At 65.9% G+C, this 16,861-nt stretch carries 17 protein-coding genes; 12 read left to right on the top strand and 5 right to left on the bottom strand.

Annotated features, from left to right (window positions below):
• The first annotated feature begins 90 nt into the window (after positions 1-90).
• Together RhoFasB10_RS16010 and RhoFasB10_RS16005 are read left to right on the top strand one after the other, a co-directional pair.
• Complete coding sequence (locus RhoFasB10_RS16010; RefSeq protein ID WP_068429160.1) at positions 91-975, top strand: phosphatidate cytidylyltransferase; 885 nt, start codon at positions 91-93, stop codon at positions 973-975.
• Complete coding sequence (locus tag RhoFasB10_RS16005; RefSeq protein ID WP_167677240.1) at positions 972-1,682, top strand: class I SAM-dependent methyltransferase; 711 nt, start codon at positions 972-974, stop codon at positions 1,680-1,682. The genes RhoFasB10_RS16010 and RhoFasB10_RS16005 overlap by 4 nt, the downstream gene beginning before the upstream one ends.
• 6 nt (positions 1,683-1,688) lie before the next feature.
• On the opposite strand, the gene RhoFasB10_RS16000 is transcribed toward RhoFasB10_RS16005, so the two are convergent.
• Complete coding sequence (locus tag RhoFasB10_RS16000; protein WP_167677404.1) at positions 1,689-2,528, bottom strand: aldolase/citrate lyase family protein; 840 nt, start codon at positions 2,526-2,528, stop codon at positions 1,689-1,691.
• Positions 2,529-2,633: 105 nt separating this feature from the next.
• Positions 2,634-3,053, bottom strand: coding sequence for a lipopolysaccharide assembly protein LapA domain-containing protein (locus RhoFasB10_RS15995; protein ID WP_068429161.1), 420 nt, complete (start codon positions 3,051-3,053; stop codon positions 2,634-2,636).
• Positions 3,054-3,282: 229 nt separating this feature from the next.
• Between RhoFasB10_RS15995 and rlmN the strand changes: the two genes are divergently transcribed.
• Positions 3,283-4,347 (top strand): 23S rRNA (adenine(2503)-C(2))-methyltransferase RlmN, encoded by a 1,065-nt coding sequence (gene rlmN, locus RhoFasB10_RS15990; RefSeq protein ID WP_068428621.1) that lies wholly within the window; start codon positions 3,283-3,285, stop codon positions 4,345-4,347.
• Between the two features lie 59 nt (positions 4,348-4,406).
• Here the strand turns inward: rlmN and RhoFasB10_RS26385 are convergent, their stop codons facing one another.
• The gene (locus RhoFasB10_RS26385; RefSeq protein WP_167677238.1) at positions 4,407-4,676 is read right to left on the bottom strand and encodes a DUF2631 domain-containing protein; all 270 of its coding nucleotides are present in this window, start codon (positions 4,674-4,676) and stop codon (positions 4,407-4,409) included.
• Between the two features lie 203 nt (positions 4,677-4,879).
• Between RhoFasB10_RS26385 and puuE the strand changes: the two genes are divergently transcribed.
• Entirely contained in the window at positions 4,880-5,788 is a 909-nt protein-coding gene (gene puuE, locus RhoFasB10_RS15980; protein WP_167677402.1) for an allantoinase PuuE, read from the top strand.
• Here the strand turns inward: puuE and RhoFasB10_RS15975 are convergent.
• Positions 5,769-6,251, bottom strand: a complete 483-nt coding sequence (locus RhoFasB10_RS15975; RefSeq protein WP_068428630.1) for a DUF1990 domain-containing protein — start codon at positions 6,249-6,251, stop codon at positions 5,769-5,771. The genes puuE and RhoFasB10_RS15975 overlap by 20 nt on opposite strands.
• A 70-nt stretch (positions 6,252-6,321) precedes the next feature.
• Here RhoFasB10_RS15975 and dxr point away from each other — a divergent pair, with 70 nt between their 5' ends.
• The 5 genes from dxr (at position 6,322) to RhoFasB10_RS15950 (ending at position 12,707) form a co-directional block, all read left to right on the top strand.
• Positions 6,322-7,503, top strand: a complete 1,182-nt coding sequence (gene dxr, locus RhoFasB10_RS15970; protein WP_308115146.1) for a 1-deoxy-D-xylulose-5-phosphate reductoisomerase — start codon at positions 6,322-6,324, stop codon at positions 7,501-7,503.
• A gap of 5 nt (positions 7,504-7,508) precedes the next feature.
• Entirely contained in the window at positions 7,509-8,723 is a 1,215-nt protein-coding gene (locus tag RhoFasB10_RS15965; RefSeq protein ID WP_068428636.1) for a site-2 protease family protein, read from the top strand.
• A gap of 38 nt (positions 8,724-8,761) precedes the next feature.
• A complete protein-coding gene (gene ispG / locus RhoFasB10_RS15960; protein WP_167677233.1) occupies positions 8,762-9,925 on the top strand; it encodes a flavodoxin-dependent (E)-4-hydroxy-3-methylbut-2-enyl-diphosphate synthase in 1,164 nt (387 codons plus the stop codon).
• A 77-nt stretch (positions 9,926-10,002) separates the two neighbouring features.
• Positions 10,003-10,839, top strand: a complete 837-nt coding sequence (locus tag RhoFasB10_RS15955; RefSeq protein WP_068428638.1) for a GNAT family N-acetyltransferase — start codon at positions 10,003-10,005, stop codon at positions 10,837-10,839.
• A 50-nt stretch (positions 10,840-10,889) separates the two neighbouring features.
• Positions 10,890-12,707 (top strand): penicillin-binding transpeptidase domain-containing protein, encoded by a 1,818-nt coding sequence (locus tag RhoFasB10_RS15950; RefSeq protein WP_167677231.1) that lies wholly within the window; start codon positions 10,890-10,892, stop codon positions 12,705-12,707.
• A gap of 4 nt (positions 12,708-12,711) precedes the next feature.
• Here the strand turns inward: RhoFasB10_RS15950 and RhoFasB10_RS15945 are convergent, their stop codons facing one another.
• Positions 12,712-13,560: a LuxR C-terminal-related transcriptional regulator gene (locus RhoFasB10_RS15945; RefSeq protein WP_167677229.1), complete on the bottom strand. Its 849-nt coding sequence runs from the start codon at positions 13,558-13,560 to the stop codon at positions 12,712-12,714.
• 101 nt (positions 13,561-13,661) lie between these two features.
• Between RhoFasB10_RS15945 and map the strand changes: the two genes are divergently transcribed.
• From map to RhoFasB10_RS15930, 3 genes are all read left to right on the top strand, one after another.
• On the top strand, positions 13,662-14,537 hold the full coding sequence (gene map / locus RhoFasB10_RS15940) for a type I methionyl aminopeptidase (protein WP_167677227.1): 876 nt from the start codon (positions 13,662-13,664) through the stop codon (positions 14,535-14,537).
• Positions 14,534-16,036 carry a cobyric acid synthase gene (locus RhoFasB10_RS15935; protein ID WP_167677225.1) on the top strand — a complete coding sequence of 501 codons (1,503 nt, stop codon included), beginning with the start codon at positions 14,534-14,536 and terminating at the stop codon, positions 16,034-16,036. The genes map and RhoFasB10_RS15935 overlap by 4 nt, the downstream gene beginning before the upstream one ends.
• A gap of 99 nt (positions 16,037-16,135) precedes the next feature.
• Positions 16,136-16,702: a hypothetical protein gene (locus RhoFasB10_RS15930; protein ID WP_068428651.1), complete on the top strand. Its 567-nt coding sequence runs from the start codon at positions 16,136-16,138 to the stop codon at positions 16,700-16,702.
• Positions 16,703-16,861 lie beyond the last annotated feature (159 nt).

Below are 16,861 nucleotides of genomic sequence, written 5' to 3'. Positions count from 1 at the left end.
CCGGAGAGTTTTTCGATGCAAGGAGATGGCGGCGTGGTGGGATCGGAACGACCGCGAGGGCCGGCCACGCCCGACCCGGACGGCGAACCCATGGCCGGCGAGAACGGGTCGGCCACCGGCGCGGTCGCGAGTCCAGCCGGGTCCGACCGGAAGTCGCCGGGACGCGCCGGACGTAACCTTCCCGCCGCGATCGCCGTCGGCGGCGGACTCGGTATCGGCCTCATCGCTGTCATGGTCTTCGCGCCGCTGGTGTGGATCGGAGTCGTCGCCGTCGCGCTCGCGGTCGCGACCTACGAGGTATCCAAGCGGCTTCGTGAAGCAGGAGTGCTGGTTCCGCGTGTTCCGCTGATTCTCGGTGGTCAAGCAATCATCTGGTTCGCCTGGCCGTGGGGCACGACCGGTGTACTGACCGCGACGGCAGGCACGGTGCTCGTGTGCATGGTCTGGTTGCTGTTGCAGCAGGGGTTGGGCTCTGCTCCCAAGAACTACCTTCGAGAACTCGCGGTCACCATCATGGTCGCGTGCTGGCTACCGCTGCTGGCCTCGTTCGCCGTTCTGATGGTGCTCGACGACGACGGTGCAGGCCGCGTACTCGTGTTCCTCATCGCGGTGGTGTGCTCGGACGTCGGTGGGTACATCGCGGGCGTCCTGTTCGGCAAGCACCCGATGGCTCCTGCGATCAGTCCGAAGAAGTCCTGGGAAGGGCTGATCGGCTCTCTGCTCTTCTGCGTCATCGGCTGTCTGCTCACCGTCACGCTCATTCTGGACGCCAACTCGATGATCGGCGTTCTGCTCGGCGTCGTGCTGGTGGTGACGGGCACGCTGGGTGACCTGATCGAATCACAGGTCAAGCGCGACCTTCGAATCAAGGACATGGGCACGTTGCTGCCCGGCCACGGCGGCATCATGGACCGTCTCGACTCGTTGCTCCCGTCGGCCTTCGTCGCGTGGTTGGTCTTCACGGTCCTTCTGTGAGTAGTCCACGCATCATTCCCAGCCCGAACATCTGGCACTGGCCCAGGGTGTACGAGGCCGAGAATCGGGCGCAGGACATCGACGGCCGCATTCCCGCAGCACTGAAACGCATCGCGCCATGGGAGGGCGCGACCGTCGTCGACGTCGGATGCGGCAGCGGGTTCCACCTTCCGGAGTTCGCGGCGACGGCTGCCCGGGTCGTCGGCGTCGAACCTCATGCTCCGCTGGTGAGGGCCGCTCGTGCACGTACCGCGTCGCTCGACAATGTCGAGATCGTCGACGGCAACGCGGAATCGCTTCCGCTCGACGACGCGTCGGCGGACGTCGTGCACGCGAGGACGGCCTACTTCTTCGGGGCCGGTTGCGGTCCCGGCATCACCGAGGCCATGCGTGTGCTGCGGCCCGGTGGGATCCTCGTCGTCGTCGATCTGGATGTGTCGGCGTCGCCGTACGGAGACTGGATGCGCGCGGATCTGCCGAAATACGACTGCGCTGCCGTGGAAGCGTTCTTCGACGCGGAAGGATTCTCCCTCGAACGCGTCGACACGCGGTGGCAGTTCGACAGCCGCCAGACGATGCGTGCGGTGCTGGGAATCGAGTTCACCGAACGCACCGCGGCCAGGGCTGCGCGGAGCATCCCTGGCCTCGGATTCGACGTTCGATATCGCATTCATTGGCGACGAAGGCCCGCGGGCCTCGTCACCTAGGGTCGATCAGTCCGCGGAGATTCCGAAGACCTCGGCGGCCTCGCGGATCTTCATCGCTTTCGCGAGTCGCGGCAGATCGCTGCCGTCGCGAACACCGGCACCGTCGACTCCGAGATCCTCGATGACCTCGTTGGACCAACTGACATCGCCGGGGGTCGGCGCGAGTTCGCGGTTGACGGTCGGCGCCTGCTCGGAGCGCATGCAGAGCTTGCCGCTCATGCCCATCGACAGTGTCAGCGCAGAATCCCGGCTGAGGATGGCCTCGTCGGCGGCGAGCGTCGGTCCGTCGATCGGGCCAGGCAGGCGTGCCGCACGTGACGCCACGACGAGGCGCGAGCGCGGGTACGCCATCGCCAGGGGCTCGTCGCTCATGCCGGTGTCACGCCGGAAGTCGCCGCTTCCGAATGCAAGTCGGAACGTGGCGTCGGCTCGTGCGATTTCGGGCGTCGCCTCGAGACCCATGGCAGACTCGATGAGCGCGAGCACACGGGTGCCCTCGGGGAGGCGAGCAGCAGTTGCCTCGACCTGGCTGCCGCTCTCGGTCTTGGCAAGCATGACGCCGGCGAGACCCTTCAGGCCGGATAGTGCGGCGAGATCATCGGCCCAGAACGACGTGGTCGCGTCGTTGATGCGAACCCAGGCAGAGTTGCCGGCTTCGAGCCACTCGACGACGGCTCGACGCGCTGCGGGCTTCGCGGCGGGTGCGACAGCGTCCTCGATGTCGAGGATGACGGCGTCGACCTCGGATTCGACTGCGGCAGAGAACGCCTCGGGCTTGGTAGCGGGAACCAAGAGCCACGAACGGGCGCGGTCGGGCGCGACGCCGGACGTCACGGGGGTCTCCATGAAAGTGGTCACGTAAGGCTCCTTGCGGTGAAATCGGGCACGACCAACCTTATCGATTCAGTCCGCAGGTGCCAGCTTGCGTGCATAGTGTTCAGCGAGCTGTGATCATTTTCGCTTCGCCGCCCGACGAATCTGCAGGATCCGGACGCCGCCGGCGAGAGCCATGACCAACGCGCCTGCGATCGCCGCGAGAAGCATGCTGACGCCGAGCGGAAGTTCGAACGTCCAGACGAAGATGTTCACCGGCACGGAGCCGAGATTCTGCAGGATGAAGATCAGCAGTATCACCAGAACGATCGCGCCGACCACCAGTCCGGTCCAGGTAGCCGCGGCCTTGGTGTGGGCGATACCTTCCGGCGACTTCCCGACGGGTCGGCGCGTGTCGCGAACCGCCTCGGGGTCCGGTGCGCTGTGGTCGTCGGAGTCCGGGTTCGTGATCGGGGCGGGCGTGCGGTCGTCGAACGTATCGGGGACCGGGGTGGTCTCGTGAATTCGGTCGTTGCGGTCACCTGATGCTGTGGACATGATCGGATCCTTTCGCACACCGGAACTGGATGCACTCTCTTCGCTGACGGTTCGCTTACCCGTCGGTCACCTCCCGAAACCGAGCAGAATATGCGGAAACGCGCACTAGTGGGACACTGGGAGCACTATGAGTGACTCCGCCACGACAACCGACGATTCCGCAACACCGAACCCCCGCACGCAGACGAGGCCGTCGCTGCCGTTGGTGTTCGCGGATCGACGTCGAGGGATGCCGCCGCGGCATCTCGCGGACCTCGACAAGGAGGGTCTGCAGGCTGCGGTCAAGGAGCTCGGGTTGCCCGCTTTCCGTGCCGACCAGCTCGCGCGGCACTACTACGGTCGCCTCGAAGCGGACACCTCGAAGATGACCGATCTTCCGGCTGCGGTCCGCGAGAAGGTCGGTGCCGATCTGTTTCCGCCGCTGCTCACGCCGCTGAAACACCTCGCATGTGACGACGGGGACACTCGGAAGACCCTGTGGAAGGCGAACGACGGCACACTGCTGGAAAGCGTGCTGATGCGGTACCCGGACCGAGCGACGCTGTGCATCTCGAGCCAGGCGGGCTGCGGTATGGCGTGCCCGTTCTGCGCGACGGGACAGGGTGGTCTCGATCGGAACCTCACGACGGCGGAGATCGTCGACCAGGTCCGAGCGGCAGCTGCCGACCTGCGGGACGGCGTCGTGCACGGGGGAGAGGGAAGACTCTCGAACGTCGTCTTCATGGGTATGGGCGAACCGCTGGCCAATTACAAGCGTGTCGTCGCTGCCGTGCGCAAGATCACCTCGCCTGCGCCGGAAGGGCTCGGTCTGTCGCAGCGATCGGTCACGGTCTCGACCGTCGGTCTCGCGCCCGCGATTCGGAAGCTGGCCGACGAAGGCCTGTCGGTCACGCTGGCCGTGTCGCTGCACACACCGGACGACGAACTGCGCGACACCCTGGTGCCGGTCAACAACCGGTGGTCGGTGGCCGAGGTGCTGGCGGCTGCGCGGTACTACGCGGACCAGACGGGCCGACGGGTGTCGATCGAGTACGCGATGATCAAGAACGTCAACGACCAGCCGTGGCGAGCGGACATGCTCGGCAAGAAGCTGCACAAGGCGCTCGGGTCACGCGTGCACGTCAACCTGATTCCGTTGAATCCGACGCCCGGCAGCGAATGGGATGCGAGTCCGAAGGACGTCGAGCGCGAATTCGTGCGTCGCGTCATCGCGCAGGGCGTGTCCTGCACCGTTCGTGACACGCGCGGTCAGGAGATCGCCGCGGCATGCGGGCAGCTCGCCGCCGAGAACTGAGCACACACGACGAAGCCCGGTACGAGATTCTCGTACCGGGCTTCGTGGCGTGACGGGTGTTACCGAGGCTTGCGCTTGACGATGACGTCGCGGACCACGAGACCGACCAGGGCGATCGCAAAGCCGATGAGCCACAGGTCCTCGACGAAGCCGTGGTGGTTGCCGTGCATCATGAACAGCAGCATCGCCGCGACGACCAGGGCTGCGACGCGCATCGCCTTGGGCGATTCACCGCTCCAACCCCACTTGGCCGACGGGACCTCGGCGATGTCCTCGTGCGTGTACTCGACCGGGTCGTACGAAGCGGGGTTCAGCTCGGTTTGTGCCACCGGTCGATCCTCTCGGGTCAAAGGCGCGCCGACATGCTCGGCGCGTGTGTGGTCACAATATTTGCATACGACCGTCCGTCGTAGCGAGGTGGGTGCGACGGTCGGCGTGCCCTTCGCCGGGCATGAGGTCGTCATTGCTGGGAGACTCCTGATTCGTGACCTCGGAACGACTCTCGCACCCACTCGTCCCGTACCCGCGAGACATGGTCGGTTACGGCGCACACCCGCCGGACCCGAAGTGGCCGGGTGGGGCGAACGTCGCCGTTCAGTTCGTTCTGAACTACGAGGAAGGCGCCGAAAGCAACGTTCTCGACGGCGACGCGACGTCCGAGACCTTTCTGTCCGAGATGATCGGCGCTCAGGCCTTTCCGAACCGCCACATGAGCATGGAGTCGTTGTACGAGTACGGATCTCGGGCCGGAGTGTGGCGGGTGCTACGCGTGTTCGAGCGCCGGGGTCTGCCGCTGACGATTTTCGCCGTCGCGCGCGCGATGCAACGCAATCCGGACGCGGCAGCGGCGTTCGTCGAACTCGGGCACGAGATCGCATGCCACGGTCTGCGGTGGCTGAGCTATCAGCAGGTCGACGAGCACGTCGAACGCGAGCACATGGCCGAGGCCGTCGAGATTCTGACCGAACTCACCGGCAGCGCACCTCTGGGGTGGTACACCGGACGCGACTCGCCCACCACGCGTTCGCTCGTCGTCGAGCACGGCGGCTTCGTCTACGACTCGGACTCGTACGCCGACGATCTGCCGTACTTCCTCCGCGTCGGTCGTGGTTCGAGGACCGTCGACCATCTCGTCGTGCCGTACACGCTCGATACCAACGACATGCGCTTCTCGTCGCCTGGCGGTTTCTCGACGGGGGAGGAGTTCTTCGCGCATCTACGCGACGCGTTCGACGTCCTGTATGCCGAGGGGGAAGCCGGAGCGCCGAAGATGCTGTCGATCGGGTTGCACTGCAGGTTGGTGGGCAGGCCCGCACGCACTGCCGCGCTCGAACGATTCCTGGACCACGTGCAGTCGCACGACAAGGTGTGGGTCACCCGTCGGATCGACATCGCCCGGCACTGGCTGGAGAACCATGCCCCTACGCCGCGGCCCGCATAGCTGCCACGTATCGGTCGGTGAACCAGCGCTGCACCGCACGGCCGATCGGCCCGCCGAGCTTCGTGTACCAGGTGCCCGGTCGCGAGAAGGCTCTGATGTGGGCGTACACCTCGCCGTCGTCGTCGATCTCGACGAGGAAGCATTCCTCACCCCGCTCGGGATGACCGGGAAGGGTTCCGTAGGCGAACCCGGCACGCTGCGGTTCGTCGACGACGTACACGACGCGGCACGGAATGCGCACGGGCCCGAGATGCAGCACGACGGTCGTCCCGTCGTCCGCTGTCGGCGACGACGCCTCGGCGCGTAACCCGGCTCGGCGGTGTACCTCCCAACTTCGGAGCGCAGCCGCGACGGAATCGAACGAGGCGCGGCCGTCGCCGATCCGTACGCGCCGTTCGACGTGGTGATAACCACTCGGCAGACGGCCCCGGGTTGCGCCGATCTCGGCGTAGGAGAGGTCCATGTCGGCCAGCGTGCCATGCGTAACCAAACCGCACAGCAGACTCTCAGGCGCGATCAGGAACAATGGACGGGTGCCAGAGCCCAGAGCGCCACGCGAACCGTCGTCGGACACCCCGAAACGGGTCCTTCTCCTCGGCAGCACCGGATCGATCGGTACCCAAGCGCTCGACGTCATCGCGGCGAATCCGTCTCTCTTCGAGGTGGTCGGTCTTGCCGCGGGCGGCGGCAACATCGACCTGCTCAACCGTCAGATCAGGGAGACCGGTGTCGAGTCGGTCGCCGTCGCGCGGTCGGCAGGGGAGCTGCACTGCCCGAACGTCCTGACCGGTGACCGCGCGGTCACCGAACTCGTCGAATCGACGTCGGCGGACATCGTGCTCAACGCACTTGTCGGGTCGCTCGGCCTCGAGCCGACACTCGCCGCGCTGAAGACCGGTGCGACACTCGCGCTCGCCAACAAGGAGTCGCTGGTCGCCGGCGGCGAGCTCGTCCAGGCCGCAGCAGCGCCCGGCCAGATCGTGCCGGTCGACTCGGAGCACTCGGCGCTGGCGCAGTGTCTGCGCGGCGGCCGTGCGGACGAAGTCGAGCGATTGGTCCTCACCGCGTCCGGCGGGCCGTTCCGCGGCTGGTCCGAGACCGAGTTGAAGTCGGTGACGCCCGAGCAGGCGGCCGCGCATCCCACCTGGTCGATGGGTCCGATGAACACGCTGAATTCGGCGACGTTGGTGAACAAGGGCCTCGAGCTCATCGAGACTCATCTGCTGTTCGGCGTTCCCTACGACCGGATCGACGTCACGGTGCATCGACAGTCGATCGTGCACTCGATGGTCACGTTCTTCGACGGCTCGACCATTGCGCAAGCGAGCCCGCCCGACATGCGTCTGCCCATCGCACTGGCCCTCGGATGGCCCGACCGCGTCCGTGACGCGGCCCGCCCCCTCGACTTCACGACGACGTTCACCTGGGACTTCGAGCCGCTCGACGACCGTGTGTTCCCCGCGGTCCAGCTCGCCCGCGAGGCCGGCATCCTCGGCGGATGCATGACGGCGGTCTACAACGCGTCGAACGAGGTTGCGGCCGAGGCGTTCCTGGCCGGGCGTATCGATTTTCCGCAGATCGTCCGGACCGTCGCCGAGGTCGTCCAGTCCGGTAGTTCGGAATGGACGTCGACTCCGACGAGTGTCGACGACGTACTGGCAGCCGATTCCTGGGCTCGTCGGCAGGCCCGCACACTCCTGGATCGGAAGGACTAGTCGCGATGGTGTTCGTGTTCGGCGTCATCCTCTTCGCGTTGGGGATCACGGTGTCGATCGCCCTGCACGAGGCGGGGCACATGTGGACGGCCCGGGCCACCGGCATGAAAGTGCGACGGTTCTTCGTCGGGTTCGGTCCCAAGGTCTTCTCGTTCCGACGGGGAGAGACCGAGTACGGGCTGAAAGCGATTCCGGCAGGCGGGTTCTGCGACATCGCGGGCATGACGGCCATCGACGAACTGGCGCCGGACGAAGTCGACCGCGCGATGTATCGGCAGAAGACCTGGAAGCGTCTCGTCGTCATGATGGGCGGAATCGGGATGAACTTCGTCCTGGGATTCCTGCTGATCTTCATCCTCGCCGTCGGATGGGGGCTGCCGAACCTGAACCCGCCGAGCGGTGCGATGGTCGGCAACATGCCGTGCGTCACCGCGACACAGAACGACGACCTGACCTACCCCGACTGCACCGGCACGAGCCCGGCGTACGACGCGGGCATCCGTCAGGGCGACGTCATCACGAAGGTCGGTGACACCGAGACGGCAACCTTCGCCGACGTCGTCGCCGCGACCCAACCGTTGTCCGGAACGGTCGACTTCGTCGTCGAGCGAGACGGCCGGGAACTGACCTTCCCGGTCCAGGTGCAGCAGGTTCAACGCTGGGTGTCCGACGGAACAGAGACCGGCAGGAAGTCCGCGACCGTCGGCGCCGTCGGCGTCCAGATGGAGACGTTCGGCCCCACGAAGTACAACCCGCTCGCGGCGATTCCGGCGTCGGTCGCGTTCACCGGGGACATGTTCGTCGAGACGGCGCATCGCCTGGTGCAAATGCCGAGCAAGGTCGCGGACCTGTGGACGTCCGTCACCGGCGGCGAACGCGATCCGGAGACACCGATCAGTGTCGTCGGGGCAAGCGTCATCGGTGGCCAGCTCGTCGAGCGTTCGCTGTGGCCGGTGTTCGTGCTGCTGCTCGCGAGCCTCAACTTCTTCCTGGGAATCTTCAACCTCCTGCCGTTGCTTCCGTTGGACGGCGGGCACATGGCAGTGACGATCTACGAGCGGATCCGCAACTTCTTCCGTCACCGTCGGGGTCTGCCCAACGGCGGACCCGTCGACTACATGAAGCTCATGCCCGTCACGTACGTCGTGATCGTCATCGGCGGGGCATACATGTTGCTCACGCTGACGGCGGACATAGTGAACCCCATCAAGCTGTTCTAGCTAAACTCACGGACAGAGCTAGGAAAGAAGGCATCGAAGTGACTGTTCCCGTCGGACTCGGCATGCCGGCACCGCCGGTACCCGTGCTCGCCCCTCGTCGCAAGACTCGTCAGCTGCAGGTCGGTTCGGTCGGGGTGGGCAGTGACCATCCCATCTCGGTTCAGTCGATGTGCACCACCAAGACTCACGACATCAACGCCACGTTGCAGCAGATCGCCGAGTTGACGGCGTCGGGCTGTGACATCGTTCGGGTGGCGTGCCCCACGCAGGACGACGCCGACGCGCTGGCGACCATCGCGAAGAAGAGCCAGATCCCGGTCATCGCAGATATTCACTTCCAGCCCAAGTACATCTTCGCCGCGATCGATGCCGGGTGCGCTGCGGTGCGCGTCAACCCGGGCAACATCAAGGAGTTCGACGGGCGGGTCAAGGAGGTCGCAAAGGCTGCGGGCGATGCGGGCATTCCGATCCGTATCGGTGTCAACGCCGGTTCGCTCGACAAGCGCATGATGCAGAAGTACGGCAAGGCGACGCCCGAGGCGCTCGTCGAGTCCGCGCTGTGGGAAGCGGGGCTGTTCGAGGAACACGGCTTCGGCGACATCAAGATCTCGGTCAAGCACAACGACCCCGTCGTCATGGTCGAGGCGTACGAACAGTTGGCGGCGCAGTGCGACTATCCGTTGCACCTCGGTGTCACCGAGGCCGGTCCCGCGTTCCAGGGCACCATCAAGTCGGCCGTCGCGTTCGGCGCGTTGCTGTCACGGGGCATCGGCGACACGATTCGTGTCTCTCTGTCGGCTCCGCCGGCCGAGGAGATCAAGGTCGGCAACCAGATTCTGCAGTCGCTCAACCTGCGTCCGCGCAAGCTGGAGATCGTGTCCTGCCCGTCGTGCGGCCGTGCGCAGGTCGACGTCTACACACTGGCCGACGAGGTGACCGCAGGTCTCGAAGGCATGGAAATTCCGCTGCGCGTCGCCGTCATGGGATGCGTCGTCAACGGTCCGGGTGAGGCGCGCGACGCCGACCTCGGTGTGGCGAGCGGTAACGGCAAGGGCCAGATCTTCGTCAAGGGCAAGGTCATCAAGACCGTCCCCGAAGCTCAGATCGTAGAGACCCTGATCGAGGAAGCTATGCGCATCGCCGACAAATTCGACGAAGACGGAAGCGCCGAGGCAGGCGCGCCGGTCGTGACAGTGAGCTGAATCGCCCACTTCTCGGCCTGCGTCTGGCACGCTGTCATCGACGGACGAGGCACGCGTTGATCTGGAGGTGACCATCGGTGCTCAAGCTCCTCGGCGCGAAGCCATTGGGCAGCAAGGACACTGCCCATGTGCTGCGTGTGCTGGACGCCGACCCGATCGCGTCCTGCATGATCGCCGCACGCGTCCAGGAGTCCGGTCTGGATCCTCGATCGTTCCACGGTGAGCTGTGGAGCCGGGGCGGCCCCGACGAGTCGTTGTGTTTCTACGGCGCGAATCTCGTGCCCCTTCTCGGGTCGACGGACGACCTTCGATCGTTCGCGGACCGCGCATGTCGCGGTCCGCGCATGTGTTCGTCGCTCGTCGGGCGGGCGGAGCTGACGCTGCCGCTATGGGAGATGCTCGAGGCGGATTGGGGTGCGGCTCGCGAACTTCGCAGCGATCAACCGCTGTTGGCGACGTCGCAGTACTCGTCGTATCCCGCGGATCCGCACGTGCGTCTCGTGCGCGCGGACGAACTCGACGTGTACCTCGCGGCCGCGGTTGCCATGTTCATCGAAGAGGTCGGCGTCGACCCTCGTGCCAACGACGGTGGCCGCGGTTACCGTCGTCGCATCGCCAGCTTGATCGCGGCAGGACGCGCCTGGGCGCGGTTCGAGGACGGTGCAGTCGTCTACAAGGCCGAGGTGGGGTCGCAGTCCGCGTCGGTCGGGCAGATTCAAGGCGTCTGGGTCGATCCGGTGCACCGAGGGAACGGCCTCGGATCCGCGGGCACCGCCGCAGTCGTCGACGCGGTCGTGCGGAGCGGACGCGTCGCGAGCCTGTACGTCAACAGTTACAACTACGCCGCACGACGCGCATACGAACGCATCGGTCTGACACAGGTGGCCACGTTCACGACAGTTCTCCTCGACTGACCGCGATTCGTTCGGCGACGGTGGGGCACCGGCGATCTACGATGAGCGCGATGAGATTCTCCGATGTTCGGCGCGTTCGCCGGTGTGCAACAACTGTGGTGGTGGGCGTCGTCCTCGTCGGTTCGATCTCCGCCTGCACACCGGGTCCCGACGGTCCGGAACCCGCGGCTCAGGCGTTTCTCGCGGCGTTCTCCGAACGCGACATCGACACCGCGTCGGCCGACACCGACCGTCCGGACGCGGCCGCTACGGCCCTGAACGACGCGTGGAACAACCTGCAGGCCCAATCACTGGACGCGCGAACCACTTCCGTGGAGGTGAACGGCGACACGGCGACCGTGGGATTCACCTACGACTGGCATCTGCCGAAGGACCGGGTCTGGACCTACGACGGCCAACTTCGGATGGGCCGCACCGACGGCCAGTGGGGTGTCCGGTGGTCGTCGACGAACATTCACCCCGGCCTCGGCGACACGCAGACGATGGCGCTGCGTTCGACGGCTCCTCCTCGGGCTCGTGTCAACGAACGATCCGGATCCGATGTTCTCGTTCCCGGAACTGTGCACCGCATCAAGATCGATGCGTCCGAGTCGAGCGACATCGTCTCGGCAGCCACGGGATTGGCGAGACTCCTGGCGCCGTTCGACAACACGATCTCGGCGCAGAGCATCGTCGAGTCGGCGACGTCGACCAAGGGTGACTATCCCGTCGCCTTGCTGCGTGACGAGGACTACAAGACCGTCGCCGCAGCGCTGACGGCGCTGCCGGGGGTCACCGCGTCGGACGAATCCGACCTGATCTCCACCGACCGGACGTTCGCGCCGGATCTGGTGTCGCAGGTGAAGAAGACGGTCATCGACGAGGTCGACGGCAAAGCCGGCTGGAGCGTGGTGACGGTGAATCGCAACGGCGTCGAGATCGACGTGCTCACCGATACGCCGCCCGAGCCTGCCCCGTCGTTCTCGATCAGTCTCGACCGCAACGTCCAGGTTGCCGCCCAGAACGCCGTGAATGCTCGCGTCGAGCAGGCGATGACGGTCGTCATCCAGCCGTCGACAGGCGCCGTGCTCGCCGTGGCTCAGAACAAGGAAGCCGATCGAGACGGGCCGGTGGCATCGGCAGGTCTGTATCCGCCCGGATCGACGTTCAAGATGGTCACCGCCGGTGCGGCGATCTCGAACGGTCTGGCCGGTCCTGACACCATCGTGCCGTGCCCGGGCCGAATCACGATCGGCGAGCGGAGCGTCCCCAACTACAACGAGTTCTCGCTCGGCAACGTGTCGATGGGCACGGCGTTCACTCGGTCGTGCAACACCTCGTTCGCGAAGCTCGCCAGCGAGATGCAGCCCGACGCGTTGACGGTGGCCGCGTCGCAGTTCGGCATCGGAACCGACTACGAGGTCGTGGGACTGCCGACCGACAGCGGATCCGTTCCTCCCGCAGAGGAATTGGTGCAGCGCACCGAGGACGGGTTCGGTCAGGGCAAGGTCGTCGTCTCCACGTTCGGTATGGCCCTCGCGGCGGCGACGGTCGCTCACGGTTCGACGCCGGTGCCGAACCTGATCGTGGGTCGAGAGACCAAGGTCGAGGGCGACCATCCGCCCATCACGCCCGAGATGGTCGACGGCCTTCGCGGCATGATGCGGTCGGTGGTCACGAGCGGCACGGCCGAACGCATCGCCGACCAGGGCGAGGTGTACGGCAAGACCGGTGAGGCCGAGGTCGAAGGCGGATCACATGCCTGGTTCGTCGGCTACCGAGGTGACCTGGCCTTCGCGACGCTCGTGGTGCGCGGCGGTAGTTCGGACAATGCCGTCGCGGTGACCCGAGAGATGTTCGAGCAGCTGCCCCCCGGCTATTACGCCTGAAGTCCTACGGCAGCAGGCCGTGACGTCGAGCCGCGACGACCGCTTCGTGACGCGACCGCGTGCCGAGCTTGCCCATCGCAGACCGCAGATAGGACTTCACCGTCTCGGGCCCGAGCGACAACCGTTCGGCCGCTTGCGCATTGGTGCACCCGAGCGCGATCTGCGCCAGCACGTCGATCTCCCGCGCGGACAGCGTCACCGTGCCGTCGGGTGCGTCCTGATGCAAGGCGCGAGCGATGCGCTCCGACAGCTGCGTCAGCGACGACCGCAGGGACGCGTCGTCGGCTTTCGGTGTCAGCGTACGAAGTTCGGCGTGTACATCTCGCAGGATCTCACCGGCAACCGTGGATTCGGTGTCGACGGTCCTCGCGGCGAGCATGCGTATCCGTCGATCCACCTCGTCGCGTACCTCGATCTCCCGGGAGAGCCGTCGCGACGCCTGCACCATCGACGTCGCGACGCGATCGCCGATCGGCCCACGTTCCCTCACGGCCGCGTACATGACAGCGCGCGAGGTGCCGGCGACGACGACGGGCACCGCCAGGATGGACCGAAGGCCCTCTCCGAGCACGGGCTGGTCGAAGTCGTGGGTGATGTATTCCGAGCTTCCGTAATCGCTGACCGCGGCCGGGCGAAGCTGATCCATGACCCGGCCACCGAGCCCGAACATGCTCGGAATAGTCAGCCCGTCCAGGCCGCGGGTGCGGGTGCCGTGGAACTCGGTCAGATGCAGCGTCGTCGCGGACACCTCACCGCCGAACACCACCGGCACGCCCGAGGCCTTCACGACGTGACGAAGTTCGGCGCGGAGCGCGTCCCCATCGCGGGGGCGGAGCAGATCGGTGGTCGGCACGGGTCCACTGTAAGCGTCTGCGGTACCCGTGCGTGCAGGTTTGCCTACGCTGTTACCACGCACGCACGGGTGCTGCAGGCGCACGGACTACCCTAATCCCCATGTCTGTGACCGCCGAGAGCAAGCCCCGTCAGCCACTCGTGCCGGGTGTCGTATCGCCCATCCGTTCCGTGCCGAAGGCGATCGAACGGCCGGAGTACGCATGGAAGCCGACGGCCGTCGAGGGCAACGAGCCGTGGGTGCAGACGCCCGAGGTCATCGAGAAGATGCGTGTTGCGTCGAAGATCGCGGCGCAGGCCCTGCAGGAGGCAGGTAGAGCCGTCAAACCGGGAGTGACGACGGACGAGCTCGATCGCATCGCGCACGAGTACATGATCGACCACGGTGCCTACCCTTCGACGTTGGGCTACAAGGATTTTCCGAAGTCCTGCTGCACGTCTCTGAACGAGGTCATCTGCCACGGCATTCCGGATTCGACGGTGATTCAGGACGGTGACATCGTCAACATCGACGTCACCGCGTACATCGACGGCGTGCATGGAGATACCAATGCGACGTTCCTCGCCGGCGATGTCTCCGAGGACGTGCGACTTCTCGTCGAGCGCACACACGAGGCCACGATGCGGGCTGTGAAGGCCGTCAAGCCAGGCCGTGCGCTCAACGTCGTCGGCCGTGTCATCGAGTCGTACGCCCACCGGTTCGGCTACGGCGTCGTCGAAGATTTCACGGGACACGGCATCGGCACGACGTTCCACAACGGTCTCGTCGTGCTGCACTACGACCAGCCGTCGGTCGAGACGATCATCGAGCCGGGCATGACCTTCACGATCGAGCCGATGATCAACCTCGGCGGCATCGAGGCCGAGATGTGGGACGACGGCTGGACCGTCGTGACTCGCGACCGGAAGTGGACGGCGCAATTCGAGCACACTCTCGTCGTCACCGAAACCGGTGCCGAAATCCTGACACTGCCGTGAGTGGAGCCCTGCTGGTTGCGGGGACGACGTCGGATGCGGGAAAGAGTGTTCTCGTCGCCGGGATCTGCCGCCTGCTGACGCGTAAGGGTCTGTCGGTCGCCCCGTTCAAGGCGCAGAACATGTCGAACAATTCCGTGGTCACGCTCGACGGCGGTGAGATCGGTCGCGCGCAGGCGTTGCAGGCGCGCGCGTGCGGCCTCGAGCCCAGCGTCCGGTTCAATCCTGTTCTGCTGAAACCCGGAAGCGACCGTACGTCGCAATTGGTGGTTCGTGGCCGGGCGACGGCTCAGGTGTCGGCGTCGAACTACATCGAACATCGGCAGGCTCTGCGCGCGGTCGTCGCCGACGAACTCGCCTCGCTGCGTGAGGAATTCGACTATGTCATCTGCGAGGGTGCGGGCTCGCCCGCCGAGATCAATCTGCGTGCAACGGATCTCGCGAACATGGGATTGGCCACCGCGGCGTCGCTTCCGGTGATCATCGTCGGCGACATCGACCGCGGTGGAGTGCTGGCGCATCTGTACGGCACGGTCGCGGTGCTGTCGCCCGAGGATCAGGCGCACATCGAAGGCTTCGTCATCAACAAGTTCCGCGGCGATCAGGCGCTGCTGGCGCCGGGGCTCGACCAACTCGAACGCCTCACCGGCAAGCCGACTCTCGGCGTCATCCCGTACGCCGACGGTCTGTGGATGGACGCCGAGGATTCGTTGGGCACCGTCGCCGATGCGCCGGTGGGGAGGCCGCGACCTCCCGTCGGTGCCACGTGGTTACGCGTCGCTGCCGTCAGATTGCCCCGTATCTCGAACACCACGGACGTGGAGGCGCTGGCGTGCGAACCCGGTGTGTCGGTGCAGTGGGTGACCGAGCCGTCCCGCGTCGTCGACGCCGATCTCGTGGTCGTCCCCGGTAGCAAGTCGACGGTCTCCGACCTGGAATGGCTGCGCCGGACCGGAATGGCCGACGCCGTCCTCGCGCACGCCGGGGCAGGCAAACCCGTCCTGGGTGTGTGCGGCGGCTATCAGATGCTCGGGAAGACCATCGTCGACGGAGTCGAGTCGTCCACTGGCCGGGTCGACGGGCTCGGATTGCTCGACCTCGCAATCGAATTCCATGCCGACAAAGTGCTGGATCGCGTGTCGGGTCGATCTTCGTTCTTCGACGCCGACGGCGCATCCGGGTACGAGATCCATCATGGACGGGTCGTGCACTCCAACGATGCGAACCTGTTGGTCCACGACGACGGTCGCCCCGAGGGCAGTGTGCGCGGTTCGGTCCTCGGTACTCATTGGCATGGTGTGCTCGAGTCGGATGTCTTTCGACGGGCTTTCCTGCGCTGGGCCGCGCGTCGCGCTGGACGGACGGGCTTCGAGGTGGCGGACGACACCGTCGTCGCAGCGATGCGCGAGCAGCAGCTGGATCTGTTGGCCGATCTCGTCGCCGACGGACTCGACGTCGACGCCGTGCTCGAGGTCATCGAGCGCGGCGTCGTGCACCTCTGACGTCGTCCTGGTTCGGCGGTCAGTGTCGACGGCACCGAGCGCTGCGTTCGCGAACCGAATGCGAATCCACCCGCGTGCGGTGCAGTAGCGTCGTGACCCATGGATTACAAGCAAGTGACTGCCCTCGGCGGACGCTGTTCGGTGCGCGTGGCGGGCCCGGAGTCGAGGCACACCGTATTGCTGCTTCCCGCGGTGGGCGACGCCCCCGACGTGTACGACGAGGTGGCCGAGAAGCTGCACAACTCGGACCTGAAAACCGTTGCGGTGGAAGATGTAACGGGTCTCGACCACGAAACGGTTCTTGCCGTTCTCGACGAGCTGTCGCTCCCGTGGGTGCATCTCGTGGGCAGTGGGGAAGGGGCGGAACTGGCGTGGAGTCTCGCCGCGCGGACGTTCGGCCGTTTCGCGAGTCTCGTCGTGTGCGATCGGGGGCATCCCGCCGTCGCCGACGATCAGGGTGTCGTCCTCGCCGCGGACTGCCCGCCGGTCGAACTGCCGACGACGCTCGTCATCTCGAGTTCGCTGAGGCGCGGCAGTGCCGACGCCAGCGGCCGCGTCGTGTACTCGGATTTCCGTGTAGTTCAGCTGGATGGAGTCGATTCGATTCCGGCCGGCGCCACTGCGGAACTCGCGACGGAGATCACGCTACGCACCAGCCCCTGGTGACGCGCCGTGCGTGGATAGTCGGCCCATGGCCGTGTCCAGTCCATAGACATATGAGAGTCGTATGTCTACGGACATGTGAGACACGCTTGCTGGCGTCGTAGGTGTGGGGCACCTGAATCGGCTAGGGAAGATTCCATGGCCAGAACGGGTGCGCGCCTC

The organism is Rhodococcus sp. B10 (genome assembly GCF_011770055.1).
Taxonomy (GTDB): Bacteria; Actinomycetota; Actinomycetes; order Mycobacteriales; family Mycobacteriaceae; genus Rhodococcoides; species Rhodococcoides kyotonensis_B.
Note: the sequence above shows the minus strand (reverse complement) of the source record. Positions and strands in the feature narration are given on the sequence as shown.